Annotated in this window: 16 protein-coding genes; 6 read left to right on the forward strand and 10 right to left on the reverse strand. The window is 69.8% G+C overall.

All coding sequences use genetic code 11. The features are described from left to right. Positions 1-374 precede the first annotated feature (374 nt). Entirely contained in the window at positions 375-1,253 is an 879-nt protein-coding gene (locus D9R14_RS13315) for a helix-turn-helix transcriptional regulator (RefSeq protein WP_184759442.1), read from the reverse strand. Positions 1,254-1,497: 244 nt separating this feature from the next. On the opposite strand from D9R14_RS13315, the gene D9R14_RS13320 reads away from it, so the two are divergent. Genes D9R14_RS13320 through D9R14_RS13345 form a run of 6 tightly spaced genes read left to right on the forward strand, consistent with a single transcriptional unit; the run spans position 1,498 to position 10,098 of the window. After that, a complete protein-coding gene (locus D9R14_RS13320) occupies positions 1,498-3,627 on the forward strand; it encodes a TonB-dependent siderophore receptor (RefSeq protein ID WP_121623821.1) in 2,130 nt (709 codons plus the stop codon). Continuing rightward, positions 3,621-4,424, forward strand: a complete 804-nt coding sequence (locus tag D9R14_RS13325; RefSeq protein WP_121623822.1) for an ABC transporter ATP-binding protein — start codon at positions 3,621-3,623, stop codon at positions 4,422-4,424. The genes D9R14_RS13320 and D9R14_RS13325 overlap by 7 nt, the downstream gene beginning before the upstream one ends. Next, a complete protein-coding gene (locus tag D9R14_RS13330) occupies positions 4,421-5,302 on the forward strand; it encodes an iron-siderophore ABC transporter substrate-binding protein (protein ID WP_121623823.1) in 882 nt (293 codons plus the stop codon). Before D9R14_RS13325 ends, D9R14_RS13330 begins: the two co-directional genes overlap by 4 nt. A 1-nt stretch (position 5,303) precedes the next feature. Further along, positions 5,304-7,283 carry a Fe(3+)-hydroxamate ABC transporter permease FhuB gene (fhuB, locus tag D9R14_RS13335; RefSeq protein ID WP_245420803.1) on the forward strand — a complete coding sequence of 660 codons (1,980 nt, stop codon included), beginning with the start codon at positions 5,304-5,306 and terminating at the stop codon, positions 7,281-7,283. Further along, complete coding sequence (locus tag D9R14_RS13340; protein ID WP_121623825.1) at positions 7,276-8,358, forward strand: siderophore-interacting protein; 1,083 nt, start codon at positions 7,276-7,278, stop codon at positions 8,356-8,358. The genes fhuB and D9R14_RS13340 overlap by 8 nt, the downstream gene beginning before the upstream one ends. A gap of 24 nt (positions 8,359-8,382) precedes the next feature. Beyond that, positions 8,383-10,098 carry an ABC transporter ATP-binding protein gene (locus tag D9R14_RS13345; protein WP_121623826.1) on the forward strand — a complete coding sequence of 572 codons (1,716 nt, stop codon included), beginning with the start codon at positions 8,383-8,385 and terminating at the stop codon, positions 10,096-10,098. A gap of 94 nt (positions 10,099-10,192) precedes the next feature. Here the strand turns inward: D9R14_RS13345 and D9R14_RS13350 are convergent, their stop codons facing one another. The 9 genes from D9R14_RS13350 to D9R14_RS13390 form a co-directional block, all read right to left on the reverse strand. After that, on the reverse strand, positions 10,193-10,681 hold the full coding sequence (locus D9R14_RS13350) for a copper chaperone PCu(A)C (protein ID WP_121623827.1): 489 nt from the start codon (positions 10,679-10,681) through the stop codon (positions 10,193-10,195). Positions 10,682-10,821: 140 nt separating this feature from the next. Then, on the reverse strand, positions 10,822-11,673 hold the full coding sequence (locus D9R14_RS13355) for a DJ-1/PfpI family protein (RefSeq protein ID WP_121623828.1): 852 nt from the start codon (positions 11,671-11,673) through the stop codon (positions 10,822-10,824). A gap of 7 nt (positions 11,674-11,680) precedes the next feature. Next, the gene (locus D9R14_RS13360; protein WP_121623829.1) at positions 11,681-13,876 is read right to left on the reverse strand and encodes a TonB-dependent siderophore receptor; all 2,196 of its coding nucleotides are present in this window, start codon (positions 13,874-13,876) and stop codon (positions 11,681-11,683) included. Positions 13,877-13,923: 47 nt separating this feature from the next. Continuing rightward, positions 13,924-14,325 (reverse strand): hypothetical protein, encoded by a 402-nt coding sequence (locus D9R14_RS13365; RefSeq protein ID WP_147453029.1) that lies wholly within the window; start codon positions 14,323-14,325, stop codon positions 13,924-13,926. A 111-nt stretch (positions 14,326-14,436) separates the two neighbouring features. Continuing rightward, complete coding sequence (locus tag D9R14_RS13370; RefSeq protein WP_121623831.1) at positions 14,437-15,843, reverse strand: amidase; 1,407 nt, start codon at positions 15,841-15,843, stop codon at positions 14,437-14,439. A gap of 101 nt (positions 15,844-15,944) precedes the next feature. Beyond that, entirely contained in the window at positions 15,945-16,640 is a 696-nt protein-coding gene (locus D9R14_RS13375) for a cyclase family protein (RefSeq protein WP_121623832.1), read from the reverse strand. Between the two features lie 44 nt (positions 16,641-16,684). Beyond that, entirely contained in the window at positions 16,685-17,392 is a 708-nt protein-coding gene (locus tag D9R14_RS13380; RefSeq protein WP_394010484.1) for an ABC transporter ATP-binding protein, read from the reverse strand. 62 nt (positions 17,393-17,454) lie between these two features. Further along, positions 17,455-19,251: a branched-chain amino acid ABC transporter ATP-binding protein/permease gene (locus D9R14_RS13385; protein WP_121623834.1), complete on the reverse strand. Its 1,797-nt coding sequence runs from the start codon at positions 19,249-19,251 to the stop codon at positions 17,455-17,457. After that, the gene (locus D9R14_RS13390) at positions 19,248-20,123 is read right to left on the reverse strand and encodes a branched-chain amino acid ABC transporter permease (protein WP_121623835.1); all 876 of its coding nucleotides are present in this window, start codon (positions 20,121-20,123) and stop codon (positions 19,248-19,250) included. The genes D9R14_RS13385 and D9R14_RS13390 overlap by 4 nt, the downstream gene beginning before the upstream one ends. Positions 20,124-20,224 lie beyond the last annotated feature (101 nt).

A 20,224-nucleotide genomic window follows, 5' to 3' on the forward strand; every position in this document is an offset into this window, starting at 1 on the left:
GCAGGCCCCAATGATGTCCAGTCACAGGTCGTTTATCAAAATCCAGGACGACCCGAAAGTCATCGAATTTGATTCGCTAACCGATGAATGATCGCCGGAGCCTCAGTACAAATTCGGTGCAAAATTACCGCCACGCATGTGCACTGCGGCCTATCCTCGCCCCGTGCCGGGGTTTCGTGGAGCGTCCTTTACGGCATGCGAGCGAGGCGATCGCCGCCTTGAGGTCCTTGGTGATGAAATACGAGAAGCCCAGGTAATGCCGGGCCGCCGCGATGGTCGCGGCGAGATCTAGGTCGAGCCCCCCGTCCCATGGGCAGGGCTCGACGCCGACCAGGATGAAGCCCTGCGCCTGCGGAAACAGCGCGCAAAGCTAATCAGGCGCGGCGCGCGCGGCGCCATGCGGCCGGCGTTTCCCCGCAGAAGCGGCGGAACACGCGCGTGAAATGGGCCTGGTCGGCGAAGCCGGCCGCCAGCGCGATCTCGCGCAGCGGGAGGTCGACCTCCGCCAGCATGCGCTGGACCCGCCGCATGCGGGCCTGCATGTGCCACTGGCTCGGCGGCACCCCGGTGGACGCCTTGAAGGCATGGCTGAAATAGGATTGCGAGAGGTCGGTCAGCGCCGCCAGCTCCTCCAGGCGGATGTTGCGCAAGCTGTTGTCCTCGATGAAGGACGTCACCCGGCGCAGCTGCCGCTCGGACAGGGGGGTGCGCTTGGCGGCGGCGCTGCGTCCCAGTTGCAGCAGGTCGATGAACAGCGCCAGAACGAGGCCGTCGCCATAGAGGTCGTGGTGCCCCTCCGGCTCCAGGCATTCGCGCGCGATCATGCCGGCCAGCGCATGGATGCGCGGATCCATGAAGCCGAGGCGCGGCGTCGCCAGCCGCTCGCCGTCGAGGTCCTCGCCGATCCGCGCCTCCAGCGCCGGAACGTCGAAATGCAGATCGAGGTGGCGCAGCTCGCCCGCCGTCTCCACGCGCGACCAGAGCGGCATGTCCGCCGGCACATAGCTCATGTGTACCGGCGCGCAGGCGGCGATGTCGGCGCCATGGGCCGAAAGCTGGAGCTGGGTGTGGCCCTCCTCGCGCTCCAGCGCCACGAACAGCCGCGCATCGCGCGAGATGTAGCTGCCGCGCGCGCCGGCCGCGCAATGCACGTGCCAGACATCGGCCACCACGCCGTTCCAGCTCCGCCAGCGCAGGCTGTCGCGCAGCGTGATGCCCTCGATCGAGGAGGTCATGCGGGGTCGGAACGCCATGGATGGGCCTAGGTCGCGTCGCCGCCGGGCGGGCGCGTAAATTTAGAACAAGTGCAATGTGCGGCTTGCTGCGTGCAGTGGCTAGCCTGCAATGCAATAAGAGGCCAAGAGCAGTCAATCTGCAAGTGGAGCCGACAATCCGTGCAGCCGTCGAGTTGGTATCAGGATCTGAAACCAGGACTGGCACCGCAATATGTCAGTTTTGAAAGATTCTTAACTAGAGACGGCCAGCACAGGTGAGAGAATGACTGCAATCTCCCGCACGCGATCCCGGACAATCCTGCTGTGCGGCGTCGCGCTGGGCGCGCTGGCCGCGGCGCCGGGCCTCGCGCAGCAGTCCGACACGCAGCTTGAAGAACTCACCGTGGAAGGGCGCAACACCCAGTCGCCCACCGGGCCGGTGCAGGGCTATGTGGCGCGCAACACCATCACCGGATCGAAGACCGACACGCCGATCATCGAGATCCCGCAGTCGGTCTCGGTGGTGACGCGCGACCAGATGGACGACCGGCAGGTGCAGAATGTCGGCCAGGCGCTGGACTATTCGGTGGGCGTGCTGGGCCAGCCGTTCGGCACCGACCCGCGCTTCGACGCTCCGCTACTGCGCGGCTTCTCCGCGGCCAACAGCCAGTATCTCAACAGCCTGAAGCTGGTGCGCGAACTGGGCGCGACCTCCATCGAGCCCTACGGCCTGGAGCGCATCGACGTGCTGCTCGGCCCGGCCTCGGTGCTCTACGGCCAGGGCAATCCCGGCGGCCTGATCGACATGATCAGCAAGCGCCCCACCTTCACCACCTTCGGCGAGGTGCAGGGGCAGATCGGCTCGTTCGACCGCTATGTGGGCGCCTTCGACGTGGGCGGCGTGGTCGGCACCGACTTCGCCTACCGCCTCACCGGCCTTGCCCGCGATTCGGGGACCGAGACCGACTATCTCCAGGACAACCGCCTGTTCTTCGCCCCGGCACTCACGTGGAAGGGCGCCGATACCTCGCTCACCATCCTCGCCAACGTCCAGTATGACGAGGTCGGCTCGCCGGTGGGCCTGCCGGTGGAATACACCGTCGGGCCGCGCCAGAACCTGCTGTCGCCGAACCTGTTCCTGGGCGATCCCAACTACAATTCGTCGAACCGGACGCTGGCGAGCATCGGCTACGAGTTCCAGCACAGCTTCAACGACGCCTGGCAGGTGCGCCAGAACGGGCGCTATCTGTCGCTGAACTGGGACTACACCAACCTCTATTACAGCGCCCTCGACGCGACGAACCCCACCATCGCCAACCGCGGCTCCTCCGCCAACAGCGAGAACCAGGACACCTTCACGCTCGACACCCAGATCCAGGGCAACTTCCAGACCGGGGCGCTGAGCCACAAGCTGCTGCTGGGCGTCGACTTCCGCCACTACAGCCAGGACAACCTGACCGAGTTCGGCGTGGCGCCGCCCATCAGCCTGCTGATGCCCACCTACGGGCCGATCAATCCCGGCACGCCCTGGTACACCTCGGCCGTGAACGGCACCGTGACCCAGACCGGCCTCTACGCCCAGGACCAGATCCGCTACGGCAAGTGGCTGCTCACCGCCGGCATCCGGCAGGACTGGGCGAGCGTCGATTCCACCACCGACACCAATTTCGGCGACACGGTGCAGGACCAGAACGACGCGGCCACCACCGGCCGCATCGGCCTGACCTACCTGTTCGACAACGGCCTCGCGCCCTATGCGAGCTATTCGACCTCGTTCGAGCCGGTGATCGGCAACATGCCGGCGGTGCTTGGCGGCGCGGCCTTCAAGCCGTCCACCGGCGAGCAGGTTGAGGTGGGCGTGAAGTACCAGCCGGTGGGCTGGAACGCGTTCTTCACCGCGGCTTTGTACGACATCCGGCAGCAGAACGTGCTCTCCAACGAGCTGATCGGCGGCATCAACTACCAGACCCAGATCGGCGCGGTGGAGGTGAAGGGCCTGGAGCTGTCCGCCACCATGAGCCTGTCCGACGGCTGGCGGGTGCTCGCCAACTACACCTACATGAACGCCGAGATCACCGAAGGCGAGTTCGCCGGCAACCGTCCGGCGAACGTGCCCGAGAACATGGGCAATGTCTGGCTCCAGTACAGCTTCAAGAGCGGCACGCTCGCGGGCCTCGGCGTCGCCGGCGGCGTGCGCTATGTGGGCTCGCGCTATGCGCTCGACAACAACTCCATCTTCCTCGACGCGAACACGCTGTTCGACGCCGCGCTCACCTATGAGAAGGGGCCCTACAAGGCCCAGATCAACGTGAACAACATCGCCAACGAGACCTATGTCTCAAGCTGCGGCTTCTTCGGCTGCTACTATGGCAACGGCCGCACCGTGATCGGCCAGCTCAGCTACCGATGGTGAGGGCGGCGGCGCTGTGGGAGCTGGACGGCGTCGGCGTTCATGCCGGCGGACGGCGGATTCTGGCGCCGCTGACGCTCGCGCTCGAAGCCGGACGGGTCTACGGGCTCATCGGCCCGAACGGCTCCGGCAAGAGCACGCTCATGAAGGTGCTGGCGCGCCAGCTCGCGCCGAGCGAAGGCGCGGTGCGGTTCGCCGGCGAGGCCCTCGGCCGCTGGCGCGGCCGCGCGTTCGCCCGCAGGGTCGCCTACATGCCCCAGTTCACGCCGCCCACCGACGGCATGAGCGTGCGCGAGCTGGTGGCGCTCGGCCGCTATCCCTGGCACGGCGCGCTCGGGCGCTTCGGTGCCACGGACGCGGCGGCGGCCGAGGCGGCGATCCTGCGCACCGGGCTTGAGCGGCTCGCCGACCGCGCGGTCGACGGCCTCTCCGGCGGCGAGCGCCAGCGCGCCTGGCTCGCCGTGATGCTGGCGCAGCTCAAGGGCGGCACCGGCGCCCGCTGCCTGCTGCTCGACGAGCCCACCTCGGCCCTCGACATCGCCCACCAGATGGAGCTGCTCGCCATCGTGCGCGAGCTGGCGGCCGATAGCGAGGGCCTGACGGTGATCGTGGTGCTGCACGACATCAACCTCGCGGCGCGCACCTGCGACCATCTGGTGGCGCTGCGCGCCGGGCACATGGTGGCGCACGGGCCGGCGCGCGAGATGATGGCGCCCAAGACGCTCAAGTCGGTCTACGACCTTCCCATGGGCATCCTGCCCCATCCGGTCAGCGGCCATCCCATGGGGTTCGTGCTGTGAGCCGCCTGTCGCGCCGCAGCGTGCTCGCGGGCGCCGCGGCGCTGCTCGCCGCCGGCCCGGCGCGCGCCGCGCAGCCGCGTGTCGCCACGCTCGACTGGGCGCTGCTGGAGACCCTGCTCGCCATGGGCGTGGCGCCGGTGGCGGCGGCGGAGCTGGTGCTGTTCCGCCAGGTGGCGGTGGAGCCGCTGGTGCCCCAAGGCGTGATCGACGTCGGGCTGCGCGGCATGCCGAACTTCGAGGCACTGCGCCGCGCCGCGCCGGACCTGATCTTCAACTCGGCCTATTACGTCGCCGCCGAGCCGAAGCTGCGCCTGATCGCGCCGGTGGAGACCATCTCCATCTACCGGCGCGGCGCGCCGCCCTTCGTGCGTGCCGAGGAGGCCGCGCGCCGCCTTGCCGAAGCCACCAGCCGGCCGGAGGCGGCCGAGCGGCTCGTCGCGGCGACGCAGGAGACGCTGGCGAACTGCCGCGCGGCTCTGGCGGGATGGGGCGCGCGCCCGCTGCTGGTCATCAATCTCGGGGATGCCCGCCATTTCCGCGTGTTCGGCCCCGACAGCATGTTCGGCGAGGTGCTGGCGCGGCTCGGGCTCGCCAATGCCTGGACCTCCGGCACCTCCTATGCCGCCTCCGCGCCGGTGGGCCTGGAGGCGCTGGCGCGCTTCGCCGATGCCGGCGTCGTCATCCTGCCGCCGGTGCCGCCGGACGCGCGGCGCATCCTGCCCCAGAGCGCGGTCTGGCGCGCCCTGCCGAGCGTGCGCGAGAACCGCGTGGTGGTGCTCGGCTCCATGAACCCGTTCGGCGGCCTGCCCACCGCCATGCGGTTCGCCCGGCTGCTCACGCAGGCGCTCACCCATCCGCCGGGGGCCGGCCTTGGCTGACATGACCCTGCCGCGCCAACCCATGAGGCCGCGCCTGCCGCTGTGGCTCGCCCTCGCCGGCGCGGCGCTGGCGCTGTTCGCGATCGGCGTGCTGCGGCGGCCGGAGATCGCCGGCGATCCCGAGACCGTGCGGCGGCTTGAGGCCGCACTGCTGTGGCACGGCCTTCTGCCGCGCGCGGCCACGGCGCTGCTCGCGGGCGCCGCGCTCGGCCTTTCGGGCGCGCTGCTCCAGCGCGTGCTGCGCAATCCCATCGCCGATCCCTCCACCCTCGGCATCGCCTCCGGCGCGCAGCTCGCTTTGGTGCTGGCCCTCGCCTTCGCGCCGGGCCTGCTCGCTTTCTCGCGCGAGGCGGTCGCGTTTGCCGGCGGCGCGGGCGCGGTGGCGCTGGTGGTGGCGCTCTCCTGGCGGCGCGGGCTCGATCCCGTCACCGTGGTGGTCGCGGGCATGACGGTGGCGCTGATGGCGGCGGCGGCGAGCGCGGCGGTGGTGCTGGCGCGCGGCGAATATGTGCTCTCGGTCTTCATCTGGGGCGCCGGCTCGCTGCACCAGCAGAACTGGAACAGCGCACTCGTCATCGGCTCCCGGCTGGTGCTGGGCGCGATCGCCGCCGCGCTGCTGCTGCGCCCCCTCGCGATGCTGGCGCTGGACGATGCCGGCGCGCGCAGCCTCGGCGTGGCGCTCACGGCGCTTCGGGTGCTGGTGATCACGCTCGCGGTGGGGCTCGCGGCGAGCGTGATATCGCAGGTGGGCATCATCGGCTTCGTCGGGCTCGCGGCGCCCGCCTTCGCGCGCATCTCCGGCGCGCGCACGCCGAGCGAGATTTTGTGGCGCGCGCCGCTGATCGGCGCGCTGCTGCTCAGCCTTGCCGACGGCATCGTCCTCGCCACCGCGACCGGCAGCGGCGACCTCATCCCCACCGGTGCCATGGTGGGCCTCATCGGCGGCCCGCTTCTGCTCTGGCTTCTGCCACAGGTGCGCCCGACCGTGCCCCCCGCCGCAGCGGCCGCCGACGGGCGGCGACGCGCGCGGCCCGGCCGGGCGCTTCTGCTGCTGGCTGGCTGCGCTCTGGTGCTCGCCGCATTGGCGCTGACGCTGGGGCCCGGGCCGGACGGCTGGTCGCTGGCGACCGGGGACCTGCTTGCCGGTCTGCTGCCGTTCCGGGTGCCGCACGTGGTGGCGGCGGCCTGCGCCGGCGCGCTGCTCGGAACCGCTGGCGCGCTGATGCAGCGCCTCACCGGCAATCCACTGGCCGGCCCGGAGGTGCTCGGCGTCGGCGCGGGCGCGGGTGTCGGCATCGCCGCCGCGCTGATCCTGTTCGACATGCCGGACCGCGGCACGCAGATGGCGGCGAGCGCCATCGGCGCCATCGGCGCCATCGCCTTCATCCTCGCGGTGGCGGCGCGCACCGGCTTCGGACCGGAGCGCATGCTGCTGGCAGGCGTGGCGCTCGGCGCCACGTGCCTGGCCATCCTCGCAGCCGTGTTCGCCGCCGGGGGCTGGAACACCTTCCTGCTGCTCACCTGGATGGCCGGCTCCACCGACCGCGTCGATCCGCCCGAGGCGGTCCTGCTGGCGCTCGCGACCCTGTTCCTGCTGGCACCGCTGCCGCTTCTCGGGCGCTGGATCGCCATCCTGCCGCTCGGCGCGCCGGTGGCCCGCAGCCTGGGGCTGCCGGTGGCAGCGGGGCGGCTCGCTCTGGCGCTGCTCGCCGCGCTGATGACGGCGGTGGCTGCCTTCTTCGTCGGGCCGCTCAGCCTCGCGGGCCTGCTGGCGCCGCATCTGGCGCGCCTCCTTGGGTTCGCGGGCGGCCGGCTGTTCCCGGCCGCCTCCGCCCTGCTGGGCGCGGTGCTGTTGATGCTTGCCGACTTCCTCGGCCGCACCGTGGCCTATCCCTACCAGGTGCCGGTGGGCTTCTTCGCCGCTCTGGTGGGCGGGCCCTATCTGATCTGGCTGCTGCAGCGCAGGAGCGGCCATGCCTGAACTGCTTCACGCCGAGGCGCGCATTCCGCTCGCCGATCCCGCCGCCGCCGTCGCCGCCTTCGCCGCGCGCTTCGCCGACCAGGCGGACGTGGCCCGCACCCCGGACGGGGCGACGGTGGAAAGCCCGAGGCTCGGGCGCCTCGCCCTCTCGGCGGCACCGGGCGTGCTGGTGATCTCCTGCACCTGCCCGACCGCGAGCGCGCTGAGCTTCGCCAAGATGGCCGCCGCCGACGCGCTGCTGCCGCTTGCAGGCGGCGCGCAAGCCGCCTTCGCCTGGACCGGGGCGGGAGCCGGCGGCGGGCCGCTGCCATTCTTCCGCGAACTGAAGGTCGCGCGCGCGTTCGACGTGACGCCCGGCATGCGCCGCATCGTGCTCGCCGGGGATGCGGCGCATTACGACACGGCCTCGCTCCATGTCCGCGTCCTGATCCCGCCGCCGGGCCGCGCCCCGGTCTGGCCGCATGCGGACGCCATGGGCCGGATGGTCTGGCCGCAGGGCGCCGATGCTTTGGTGCCGCGGGTCTACACGGTGCGCGAGGTCGACCCGGCCCGCGGCGAGATCGCCATCGATGTGGCGCTCCATGCCGGCCCGGACGCCCCCACAGGTCCCGGCGCCGCCTGGGCGCGCGCCGCCCTTCCGGGCGCGCGCGTCGGCCTGCTCGGGCCGGGCGGCGCGCCGTTCGTGCCGGACGCGTTCAATCTGCTGGCGGGCGACGAGACCGCGCTGCCGGCCATAGCCCGCATCCTGGCGCGCCTGCCCGCCGAGGCGCGGGCGCTCGCCCTGATCGAGGTGGCCGATGGGCGCGAGGAGCAGGCGCTCCGCTCACCCGCCGCGCTCGAGGTGCGCTGGCTGCATCGCGGCGGCGCCCCGGCCGGGACGCAGGCCATCGAGGCGGCGGTCGCGGCGGTCGCACTTCCCACCGACATGCAGACCATCCGCGTGTTCGCGGGCTGCGAGCAGGCCGCCGCGCGGCGCCTGCGCGCTTTTCTCGCCGCGCGCGGCCTCGACAAGCGCCAAATCCAGGTCGCCGCCTACTGGCGCCGCGGCCACGAAGGCGTAGATATCGGCGATTGAACGCGAGCCCTCAGAGCCAGCCAAATGCTACGCCAGTTCTTTTCCTATTATGCGCCCTACAAGGCTCTGTTCCTGCTGGATTTTTCCTGCGCGATCCTGTCCGGCCTGCTGGAGCTCGCCTTCCCGGTGGCGGTGAAGGCGTTCGTGGACCACCTCCTGCCGGCGCAGGACTGGAGCCTGATCCTGATCGCCGCGGTGGGCCTGCTCGTGATCTATCTCGTCAATACCGGCCTGATGGCGGTCGTGACCTATTGGGGCCACATGCTCGGCATCAACATCGAGACCGAGATGCGCCAGAAGGCGTTCGACCATCTGCAGAAGCTCTCTTTCTCCTTCTTCGACAACCAGAAGACCGGGCACCTCGTGGCGCGCCTCACCAAGAACCTGGAGGAGGTGGGCGAGGTCGCCCATCATGGGCCCGAGGACGTGTTCCTGGCGGTGATGACCTTCATCGGCGCCTTCCTGCTGATGCTGTGGGTCAACGTGCCGCTCGCCCTCATCACCGGCGCGATCGTGCCGGCGGTGGCGTTCGCCACCACCCATTACGGGCGCGCGATGACGGAGAATTTCCGCACCCTGTTCGGCCGCGTCGGCGCCTTCAACGCCCGCATCGAGGAGACCGTGGGCGGCATCCGCGTGGTCCAGGCGTTCGCCAACGAGGACCACGAGCGCGCGCTGTTCGCCGCCGACAATGGCAGCTACCGCCAGACCAAGCTCGCCGCCTACCGGCTGATGGCCGCCAACACCTCGCTGAGCTATGTGGGCATGCGCCTCACCCAGCTCGCCGTGATGCTCGCGGGCACCTGGTTCGTGGTCAGGGGCGAACTGTCGAACGGCGGCTTCGTCGGCTTCCTGCTGCTGGTGGCGGTGTTCTTCCGCCCGCTGGAGAAGATCGCGGCGGTGGTGGAGATCTATCCCAAGGGGATCGCCGGCTTCCGCTCCTACCTCGAGTTCCTGGAGACCCGGCCCGACATCGCCGACCGGCCGGGCGCGGTGGAGCTCGGCGAGGTCCGGGGCGAGGTCCGCTATGACGACGTGAGCTTCGGCTACACGGCGGACAAGCGCGTGCTGAGCGGCCTGTCGCTTTCCATCGCGCCGGGGGAAACAGTGGCCTTCGTCGGCCCGTCCGGCGCGGGCAAGACCACCATCTGCGCGCTGCTGCCGCGCTTCTACGAGGTGGGAGCCGGGCGCATCACCATCGACGGGCACGACATCCGCGACGTGACGCTCTCCTCCCTGCGCCGGGCCATCGGCATCGTCCAGCAGGACGTGTTCCTGTTCGCCGGGACGATCCGCGACAACATCGCCTATGGCCGCCTCGGCGCCAGCGACGCCGAGATCATGAGCGCGGCGCGGCGGGCGATGCTGGACGAGATGATCGCCGGCCTGCCGGCCGGGCTCGACACGCTGATCGGCGAGCGGGGCGTGAAGCTCTCCGGCGGGCAGAAGCAGCGCCTCGCCATCGCCCGCATGTTCCTCAAGGACCCGCCGATCCTGATCCTGGACGAGGCCACCTCCGCGCTCGACACCGAGACCGAATGGGAGATCCAGCAGGCGCTGGCCGCATTGTCGCGCGGCCGCACCACGCTGGTGATCGCGCACCGCCTGTCCACCGTGCGCAATGCCGACCGCATCCTCGTCGTCACCCGCGAGGGGGTGAGCGAAGAGGGCGGCCACGACCAGCTCCTGAAGGCCGGCGGCCTCTATGCGCGGCTGGTCAAGACCCAGACGGCGATCTGAGCCTGCCACGCGGGCGGTGCCGCGCACGCGGAGGCGGTGCGCGGCACAAGCAGCGGGGCCGCACCGGTCGAGGCGGCGGCCCCGCGGCCCTCGCTCAGTGCTTGTGGCCGCTGGCGCCGGCGCCCACCGGCTCCACCTTGAACTGGACGTTGACCGTGCCGGCCTTCTCGAAGGTAAGCGTGCCGTCCACCAGCGTTCCCTCCTTGAGCGGCGACTTCAGGTCCATGAACATGATGTGGTAGCCGCCGGGCTTCAGCTCGACGGTGCTGCCGGCAGGCACGGCGATGCCGTCGGCCAGCGGACGCATGGTCATCACGCCGTCCTTCATCGCCATCTCATGGATCTCCACCCGGCCCGCGAACGGGGCGGTGGCGGAAACCAGGCGGTCGGCGGCGCCGGCATTCTTCAGCACCAGATAGCCCGCGCCGACCTTGGCGCCGGCCGGTGTGGCGCGCGACCAGGGATGCTCGATCTCGATGCTGCCGGCCTTGAACTCGTGCGCCACCGCGGCGCCGGAAAGCAGCATGGCGCCCGCGGCCGCGGCAAGCAGCAGACGACGGCGGGACGTGATGGTGTGGGACATGGGAAACTCCTTCAGTGGACTGCCCTCGCCGCCCGAAGCAGAGCGCGAGGGACGCTGCTCCCCCGCTGTGGCGAGAGTGGGGTTGCCCCGGCCGCCCGCAACAGGACGACGCGGCTGGGGGAACGGATGCGGTGCCATGCTCACAGCGTCCTGGCACGAGCGAAGGCCGCCGCGCCGGTGGCGCGCGCCTGGACCAGGAAGTCGGCCATCATCGCGTCGATGATCGCCGTGACCTCCGGGGGCGCCCGCTCCGGCGTGCCGGCATCGAAGGGAGGCTCGGGCGCATACTCCGCCAGAAGCTGCACGCCTTCCGCATAGGTGCGGTCGCGCAGGCTGCCCACCAGCGCGAGGCCGAAGTCGATGCCTGCCGTCACGCCGCCGCCGGTGATGCGGTTGCGGTCGCGCACCACGCGGCCGGGCGACGGGATGGCGCCGAACTCGGTCAATATCTGCCGGGCGGCCCAGTGCGAGGTCGCCCGATAGCCCTCCAGCAGCCCGGCAGCGCCCAGCAGCAGGGAACCGGTGCAGACCGAGGTGACGAATTTCGCGCGCGCACCGCGATCCTTCAGGAAGCGCAGGGCGGCCTCGTCCTGCATGGCGGCGAGGGTGCCGGCGGAGCCGCCGGGCACGCACAGGATGTCGAGGTCCCGCGGACAGTCCTCGAAATCCGCGGTGGGCGTGAAGATCAGCCCCGCGTCGCTCGTCACGGGCGCCTTGGTCCTGCCCACCAGAACCGTGGTCGCCCCCATCAGGCTGGTGAGCATGTAGTGCGGACCGACCATGTCGAGCGCCGTGAACTGGGGATAGACGAGAAAGGCGATCTTCTCGCTCCCCATCCAGTGCGCCGGCATCATGGACATGTCATGGCCTGGGACAGCGGGCGCCGCCGCCCCGACCGGGGCCTGCGCCTGGGCCGCGGACGGCGCCACCGCCTGGGCGAGAAGCGGGCCGAGAAGGCCCGCAATTGCAAGATCGCGTCGGGTCAGGTCCATCTCGGCCTCACTTGAATGTCCAGGCGACCTTGCCATAGACGCCCCGGGCTTCGCCGGGCGCGACGCGGCCGCCATAATAGTTGTAGGGCACGAAATAGTCCTGGCCGGTCAGGTTCTTGGCGGTGACCTGCGCTTTGAAGTTCTCGCTCTGATAGGCGATCTTCGCGTCGATGGTGAAATAGGCCGAGGTCTCGTAGAGGTTGGCGAGGTCCACATAGGCGCCCGAGGCGGCATAGATGCCGGCGCCCACGCTCCACCCCTTGGCCACCTGCGGGTCGAACTTGTAGTTCACCCACAGGCGCCCCGAGTTCGGCGGCACGATGTTGAGCTGGCTGCCGGCCGGCGCGACGCCGGGAATGTCGTTGAGCAGCACAGCGTCCACATAGGCGTAGTTGGCGAGCACCTGCCAGTTGTCGTTGGGCTGCCACAGCAGATCGGCCTCGAAGCCGCGCGAGCGCTGCTCGCCGATGGCCTCGGAGGCGATGCCGGTGAACACGGGCACGCCGGTGCGGTTGATCTCGAACACGGCCATGGACCCGGTGAGGCCATAGCCGAGGTTGAACTTGACGCCGCCTTCCAGCTGCTCGGAATGCTCGGGCTTGGGCGGGCCCAGATAGATGGTGAAGGGGTTCGCCTTAAGCCCCTCCGAATAGCTCGCATAGAGCGAGATGCCCTTGGTCACGTCCACCACCGCGCCGATGCGCGGCAGAACCTGGGTGGTGTCGAGCGTCGACGTCGTTCCGAAGGCTGGCGAGGCACTCTCGATGTGCATGTTGGCAAGGCGCAGACCGCCGAGAAGATGCAGCCGATCCCAGACGGTGGTCTGGAGCTGCACATAGGCGCCGGCCGTCGCGTAGATGTTCGCATTGTCCGCGATGACGTTGGAATTGCCGATGCCCGGCCCCGGCTCGATGTATGGGGGATACACCGGATTCAGGAGGTTGACGGGTGGCAACAGGACGAGGTCGAAGAGATTGCCGTACATGACGCCATCATCGGACACGCGGCTGTAGTCGGCGCCGAACAGCAGCTTGTTCTCGGTCGGACCGATATTGAACTTCGCCAGCGCGTTCGCAACGACCGTGGCCTCCTGCTGGCTCTGGTAAAGCGCCATGTTCAGGAGGTTCCAGTAGGCCGGCGGGAACGCCGGGGCATTGCCAGCGAAGTCGAAACCGGCCGAGAAGTTCTGTGCCAGCTCCCTGAATTCGGTCTTGGAGATGCGCGCCTGGATGTTCGCGGACCACACCTCGTCGAATTGGTGATCGAAGGTTGCGGTAAAGCTTTGCACGCGGGAATAGGAATCTGGAATATTGGCCGGACCGATAAACATGTTGGGATTGATCCGGAACGCGCCGGTGATCGTGCCGGTCGCCGGCAGGCCCTGATATTCCTGCTGCTCCCAGCTTGAGATCCTCCCCTGCAAGGTCAGAGTGGTGTCGGACTTGTTGGTGAAGGTCAGGGTCGGGTTGAACGAATAGCGGTCGGTCTCCAGCACGTCGATGAAGGAGCCGGCCGACGTGTACTCGCCGGTCATGCGGAACAGCACCGTGCCGTCCTTGGTCAGCGGCGTGTTCACGTCGAAATAGGGCTGCAGATAGCTGTAGCTGCCGAAGGTGAAGCCCAGTTCGGCGAAGGCCTTCTCGGTGGGCAGCTTGGAGACCAGGTTGATGACGCCGCCGAGCGGCGCGCCGCTGCCGCCGCCATAGAGGATCGCGTTCGGCCCCTTCAGCACCTCGATGCGCTCGACATTGACGAGCGAATCCCGGTCGCCGCCATTGTAGAAGGTGGTGAGCCCGTCCACCCAGTATTCCGCCGGGAAGCCGCGGATGTAGGCGGAGGTGAAGGCCGGGGTCTGGACCGGATTGGTGCCCTGCGTCGCGCTCACGTTGCGCACCGCCTCGGCGACCGAGAGGTCGTCCTGGTCGTTGATGAGGGAGCGCGGCACCACCTGGATCGACTGCGGGATCTGCTCGATCGGGGTGTTGGTGCGGGTGGCGCTCGCCGCGGTCAGGGCACGATAGCCCTGGACCGGGCCGGCGGTGGTCTCCTCCACCGGCGGTCCTTGCGTGGTGCCGTCGGTGGCGGCGGTGTCGGATTGGACAATGAGGGTCGGCAGCGGAGTCGGCGACTGGGCCATGGCGGCCTGCGCCATCGCGATCAGCGATGCCGAGGCTGCCCAGGCGAGCCGGGGCGCGCGGGGCATGGGAGGTCTCCATCGGGCGGAACGGGTTCGGTGGACGAATCAGGCCGTTACGCGCTCGCGGGAGGTCCTTGGGATGTGCGGGGATCGTGCCGTGTGGTGCCGAGGGGAGCGGCTTGCGCCAGCGCCAGTTCCGGCGGCCGGGTGTGGTGGGAAGCGGGAGCGGCCACCGGGGCGGCCTGCTCGGGCAGCGGCGGCGTCAGTGCGGCGAAGGCGCAGACCACGCAGCGGGACAGATGCGACAGGCGGTCCTGCTCCGTGCCGCCGGATGCCGGCCCGTCCTTGCCGGGAAGGCACAGCGCCGCCTCGGTGCCCGCCATCCCGCCGACGGCCATGCGCTCGGCGACGGCTCCGGCAAAGACGAGCTGGAAGACGAGCGCATAGGCCAGTGCGAGGCCCACGGCACCGCGCAGGCCCTTCCACCAGTCGCCTCGCCGCCCCCGGCTGCCCACGTCCGCTCCACCCCATTCTGTCTTATCGATTGACAGATTCTTAACGCAGGGCGGCGGACCTGTCACCGTTGGCCGCGGCCTCCGGGGTGCGGCGCTCCGGCACGGCCGGCCTCACGCCCGCGCCGGCGGGCGGTTGTAGCCGGGGGGCATGGTGCGCTCGAAGGCGCAGGCGGCGCGCACCACGTCGTCCTCGCAGCAGGCCCGCCCGACGATCTGCAGGCCGATGGGCATGCCCGCCGCAGACAGGCCCGCGCACACCGCGCCGGCCGGCTGGCCGGTGAGGTTGAAGGGGTAGGTGTAGAACACCCACGAGACCAGGTTCCGGTCCTCCAGCCCCGCCGGCAGATCGCGGCCCGCCTCAAGCGCGCTGACGGGCACGACGGGCGAGATCAGCAGGTCGTAGGTCTCGAAGAACCGGCGCAGCTTCTCGCGCAGGGCATAGCGCTCGAACACGCTGGCATAATAGGCCCGCATCTCCTGCGAGAGCGCCGGCATGAGGATGTCGGCCACCGCGGGATCCAGCAGGTCGCGCTGGTTCTCCAGCACGCTGCGCAGGCGCGTGCCGACACCGGCATAGAATTCGGCGGTCCACAGATCGGCGGGATCGGTGTCGAACACCGTCTCCACCCGGTCCACCCGGCAGCCCAGCGCCTCGAACGCCAGCGCCGCCCGGTCGGTGGCTTCCACCACCTCAGGCTCGGGTCGCGCATAGCCGAAGGTGGGGCTGTAGGCGACGCGCATGCCGGCCACCGACGCGCGGGCCGCGCCCATCACGTCCGGCACCGGGCCGGCGACGCCGAACGGGTCGCGCCGGTCGAAGCCCGCCACCGCCGAGAACAGCAGCGCCGCATCCTCCATGGAGCGGGCGATGGGACCCACGTGGGCGAGGGTCGGCGTCGCCGAGGTGGGCCACACCGGCACCCGGCCGAACTGGCCCTTGAGGCCCGAAAGACCCGACAGGGCGCAGGGAATGCGGATCGACCCGCCGCCGTCGGTGCCGAGCGCGAACGGCGTGATGCCGGCGGCGACCGAGGCGGCCGCGCCGGCGCTGGAGCCGCCGGGCGTCATGGCGAGGTTCCAGGGATTGCGGGTGATGCCGGTCAGCGGGCTGTCGCCGATGGGCTTGCAGCCGAACTCGCTGGTGGTGGTCTTGCCGATGAGGATGGCGCCCGCCGCCCGCGCCCGCTCCACCGCCGGCGCGTCCACATCGGCCACGTTGTTCGCCATGGCGCGTGAGCCGGAGCAATACCGCACCCCCTTCACCGCCATAAGGTCCTTGGCGGAGAACGGCAGACCGTGCAGCACGCCGAGCGGCGCGCCCGCCATCACCGCGTCCTCGGCGACGCGGGCGGCGGCCATGGCCTCCTCCTCCAGGATCACGAAGAAGGCGTTCAGCGTCTCCTGCGTCGCGATGGCCCGGTCGAGCGCGCGGCGCGTCAGCTCCACGGGCGAGACCTCGCGCCGCGCCACGAGGGCGCGCAGGGCGACGGCGCTCATGGTGTCGAATTCGGCGGACATGGCTTCCCCGCTGGTTCGGGAGCGGCGCCGGGCGGCCGGCAGAGGCCGCCCGGGCACCCCCACACGTCTCGATCAGGGCTTGAGACGCATCCTTGGTTTCTTCAGTTCAGGATCGCGAAGGCGCGCACCGGCGAGCCGGAGCCGCCCTTGAACTTCAGCGGCACGCCGAAGAACTGGAACTCGCCCTTGCCGACGAGCTGCTCCAGGTTCACCAGCCACTCCCAGTGGCTCATGCCGAGGTCGCGGCACAGGCGGTGCTGGGCGAAGATGTTGTCGGTGGGCTTGTCGGTGGAGGGACCCTCCACGCCATGCATCTTGGAGCCGCGCGCGTGCAGCCACTTGGTGGCCTCGACGGTGAGCAGCGGGTTCTTCCACACGGAATCGAGGGTAGGATAGTTGCGCTCGTGGAAGCCGGTGCACAAAAGCACGATGTGGCCGTCCACCTTCACACCGGCGGCCGCCTCGGCCTTGTCCATGTCCTCGGCGGTGATGTCGCCGAGGTCGGGGATGTGGCGCAGGTCGAAGCACACGGCCTTGCCCATGAACATGTCGAGCGGCATCTCGTCGATCGGCGCGCCGTCGGCCTTCACGTGGCGGAAGGCGTCCACGTGGGTGCCCACATGGTCGAGCATGGCGATGAAGTTGGTCTGGAAGGTCATCGCGTCGCCCTCGACGCCGAGACCGAACGCCTTCGAGCTTTCGTGGCTCAGGTGGGTGGTGATGACCGGCCGCTGGAACAGCTTGTGGGCGGGCATGTTGTCTTCGATGAGAAGGCTGAGATCGATGACTTTGGACATGACGTCTCCTTGACGTGTCTGGTCTTGCTTGCGGAATTTTCAGCTCAGGCGGCGGGCTTCTTCTTGCCGAGGAAGGCCTCCATCACCTCCGGATCGCGCGCCAGCGCGGCGCTCGGCCCCTGGCGCGCCACGCGCCCGTTGGCGATGACATAGGCGTGGTCTGCGATGGCGAGCGCGTAGGAGGCGAGCTGCTCCACCAGCAGGATGGTGAGGCCGGCCTTGTTCAGGTCGGAGAGCACGCGCATGAGCTGGTCGACGATCTTGGGCGCGAGGCCGAGCGACAGTTCGTCGATCACCAGCAGTTCGGGCTCCGCCATCAGGCCGCGCGCGATGGCGAGCATCTGCTGCTCCCCGCCGGACATGGAGCCGGCCTGCTGGGCGAGCCGCTCCTTCAGGCGCGGGAACAGCGCCAGCACCTTCTCCAGCGTCTGCTTGGCCCGCGCGCCCTTGAGGCCGCCATGGACATAGGCGCCGAGCGTGAGGTTGTCCTCCACGCTCTGGTCCGGAAAGATCATGCGCCCCTCGGGCACCATGACGAGGCCGCGCGCCACCTTGGCATAGGCCGGCAGGCGGGTGGTGTCCGCGCCACGGAACATCACCTGGCCGCCCGACGGCATCACCAGGCCGGTCGCGCCCTTCATGGTGGAGGACTTGCCGGCGCCGTTATTGCCGATGATCGCCACCAGCTCCCCGCGCCGCACGGTGAGCGAAACGTCGCGCACCGCCACCGCCGCGCCGTAGCGCAGCTCCATGGACTTGATGTCGAGCAGGATCTCGGCTGCGCCGGGGGCGGGGGCGAGGGTTTCGGTGGCGCTCATGGGGTGGCCTCCGCCGCGTCGGCGTGCTCCAGCGAGGTGCCGAAATAGGCCTCGATCACGCGCGGGTCGTCCTGCACCACGGCCGGCGTGTCGGAGGCGATGATCTGCCCGTAGTCGAGCACGGTGACGGTGTCGGCCACCGCCATGATGAGCTCCACATGGTGCTCGATGAGCAGCACCGAGACGCCGAGTGCGGCGATGCGGCGGATCATCTCCTCCAGCGCGTCGATCTCCTGGGTGGTCAGGCCGGCGGCGGGCTCGTCGAGCAGCAGCAGGCGTGGGCGCGCCGCCAGTGCGCGGGCGATCTCCAGGCGCCGCTGGAGGCCGAAGGGCAGGAAGCGCGCCTCCTCGTTGGCGTAGTCCTGAAGGTCGACGAAGGCGAGCAGGCCGATGGCGGCGCGCCGGCACTCCTCCTCCTGCCGCCGCATGGCCGGCGTGCGCAGCAGGGCCGCCGCAAGGCCGTAGCCGAGGCCCTGCTGGTAGCCGACCATCACGTTCTCCAGCACGGTGAGTTCGCCGAACAGCTCGGTGTTCTGGAACGTGCGCGACAGGCCAAGGCGGGCGATCTCGTGCGACTTCCTGCCGGCGAGCTGGACGCCGTCGATCTCGAATTCCCCTTCGGTGGGCCGGTAGAAGCCGGAGATGGTGTTGACGAAGGTGGACTTGCCGGCGCCGTTCGGGCCGATGAGGGCATGCACCTCGCCCGGCTTCACGCGCAGCGAAGCCTTGTTGAGCGCGGTCAGGCCGCCGAAGCGCACGGTGAGGTCCCGCGCCACCAGTTCCGAGCGCAGGGCGTTGGGGTCGCGCCGCAGCGTGTCCTCGGCCAGGATGCCCTCCGTCGCGCTCACCGCGCGCGGAGCGGGCCGCAGCTTCTTCAGGCCGAAGGCAAGCGAGCCCATGATGCCGCGCGGCATCACGAACATCACGATCAAAAGCAGCGCGCCATAGGCGAACTTCTGCCACACCGCGAACTGCTGAAGGTATTCCGGCAGGTAGGTGAGGATATAGGCGCCGAGGATCGGCCCGAACGTGGACGCGGCGCCGCCCAGGATCACCATCAGCAGGAAGCGCACGCTGTCCGAGAAGGTGAAGATGTCGGGCGAGATGTACGAGTTCAGGAAGGCATAGAAGGTGCCGGCCAGCCCCGCCGTCACCGCGGCGGCGACGAAGGCGAGCGTGCGCACGCCGGTCGCGTCCACGCCGAGCGCGCGCGCCGCGGTCTCGCTCTGCGACACCGCCAGCATGGCGCGGCCGAAGCGCGAGATCTTCAGGTTGTGCGCGGCGGCGGCGGCAAGGAACAGCACCACGGCCAGGAGGCCGTAATAGGCATAGCCCGACAGGCGAAAGCCGAACACGTTCGGCGAGGGGATGGAGGTGATGCCCGTGGTCCCGCCCGTCATGGACTGCCACTCGATGGCGACGTTCTCGACGATGAGGCCGAAGGCGATGGTGACGACGGCGAGGTAGACGCCCCGCACCCGCACCGTGGGATAGGCGAGCAGCACGCCGAAGAAGCCGGCGACGATGGCCGCGACCAGCGCCGACGACACCATGTCGAAGCCGAGCCGGGTGGCGAGGATCGCCCCGGTATAGGAGCCGAGCGCGAACAGGCCCGCCTGGCCGAGCGAGACGAGGCCGGTGAGCCCGACCAGCACGTTCAGCCCTACGGCGATGATGCCGTAGATGAGGAACAGCATGAACAGGCGCAGCTCGTACTCGTTGTTCGAGGCGAGCGGCACGGCGACGAGGATCACCGCCAGCGCCAGGAAGCCGATCGTGGTGAGGTGTCTCATACCTTCATCACCTCGCGCTTGCCGAACAGGCCCTGCGGGAACACGAGAAGGGTCAGGATCATCACCGAGAAGCCGACGATCTCGCGCGCGGCTGAGGAGATGTAGCCCTCCACGAACTTCTCCATCACCCCGTAGGCGAGGCCGGCGACCACCACCCCCGGCGCCGAGGTGATGCCGCCGATGATGGCCACCGCGAAGCCCTTCAGGCCTGGCAGCACGCCCATGGTGGAGGAGGCCTGCACCACCGGCGCCACCAGCACGCCGGCCGCGGCGCCGAGCAGCCCGGCGAGGGCGAAGGAGAAGGCCACCACCCGGAAGACGTTGATGCCCATGAGGGAGGCGGCGGCGCCGTTGTGGGCCACGGCGCGCATGGCGCGGCCGATCAGCGTATGGTGCTGGAGGAGGCGCAGGCCGAACATGGCGATGAGCGCCACCACCGGGATCGCCAGTTCCTGCGGATAGACGCCGGCGCCGAGGATCTGGATCGACGAGGCGATGCCGGGCGAGGGCAGCGGCAGCGCATAGCCCTGGGTCTGGATGGTGGCGACGCTCTCCACCATGATGCCGATGGCGATGGTGGTGAGCATCCAGCCCACCGAGCCGTGCTGTCCCAGGAACGGCCGCACCGCGATGCGCTCCAGCACCACGCCGAACAGTCCGCCGACGAGGATGGCGAGAAGGCAGGCGAGCGCCAGCGGCAGGCCGGCGGCGAGGAAGTAGACGGCGAGCAGGCCGCCGATCATCAGCGTGTCGCCATGGGCGAAGTTCACCGCCTTGGCCGACGACCACATGATATGGAACCCGAGCGCCACCAGGGCATAGATGCCGCCGATGGCAAGGCCCGAGAGAATGTACTGCACCACCGTGCTCATGGCGGATGGCCCGTCTGGTCAGGGGTGGGCGCCCCGGCTCAGGCGGGGCGTACGGCGTTAAGGCAGGCGAAGCGAGGGGCGGGCGCCGGGCGCCCGCCCCT

It is taken from the genome of Xanthobacter tagetidis (assembly GCF_003667445.1).
GTDB classification, from domain to species: domain Bacteria; phylum Pseudomonadota; class Alphaproteobacteria; order Rhizobiales; family Xanthobacteraceae; genus Xanthobacter; species Xanthobacter tagetidis.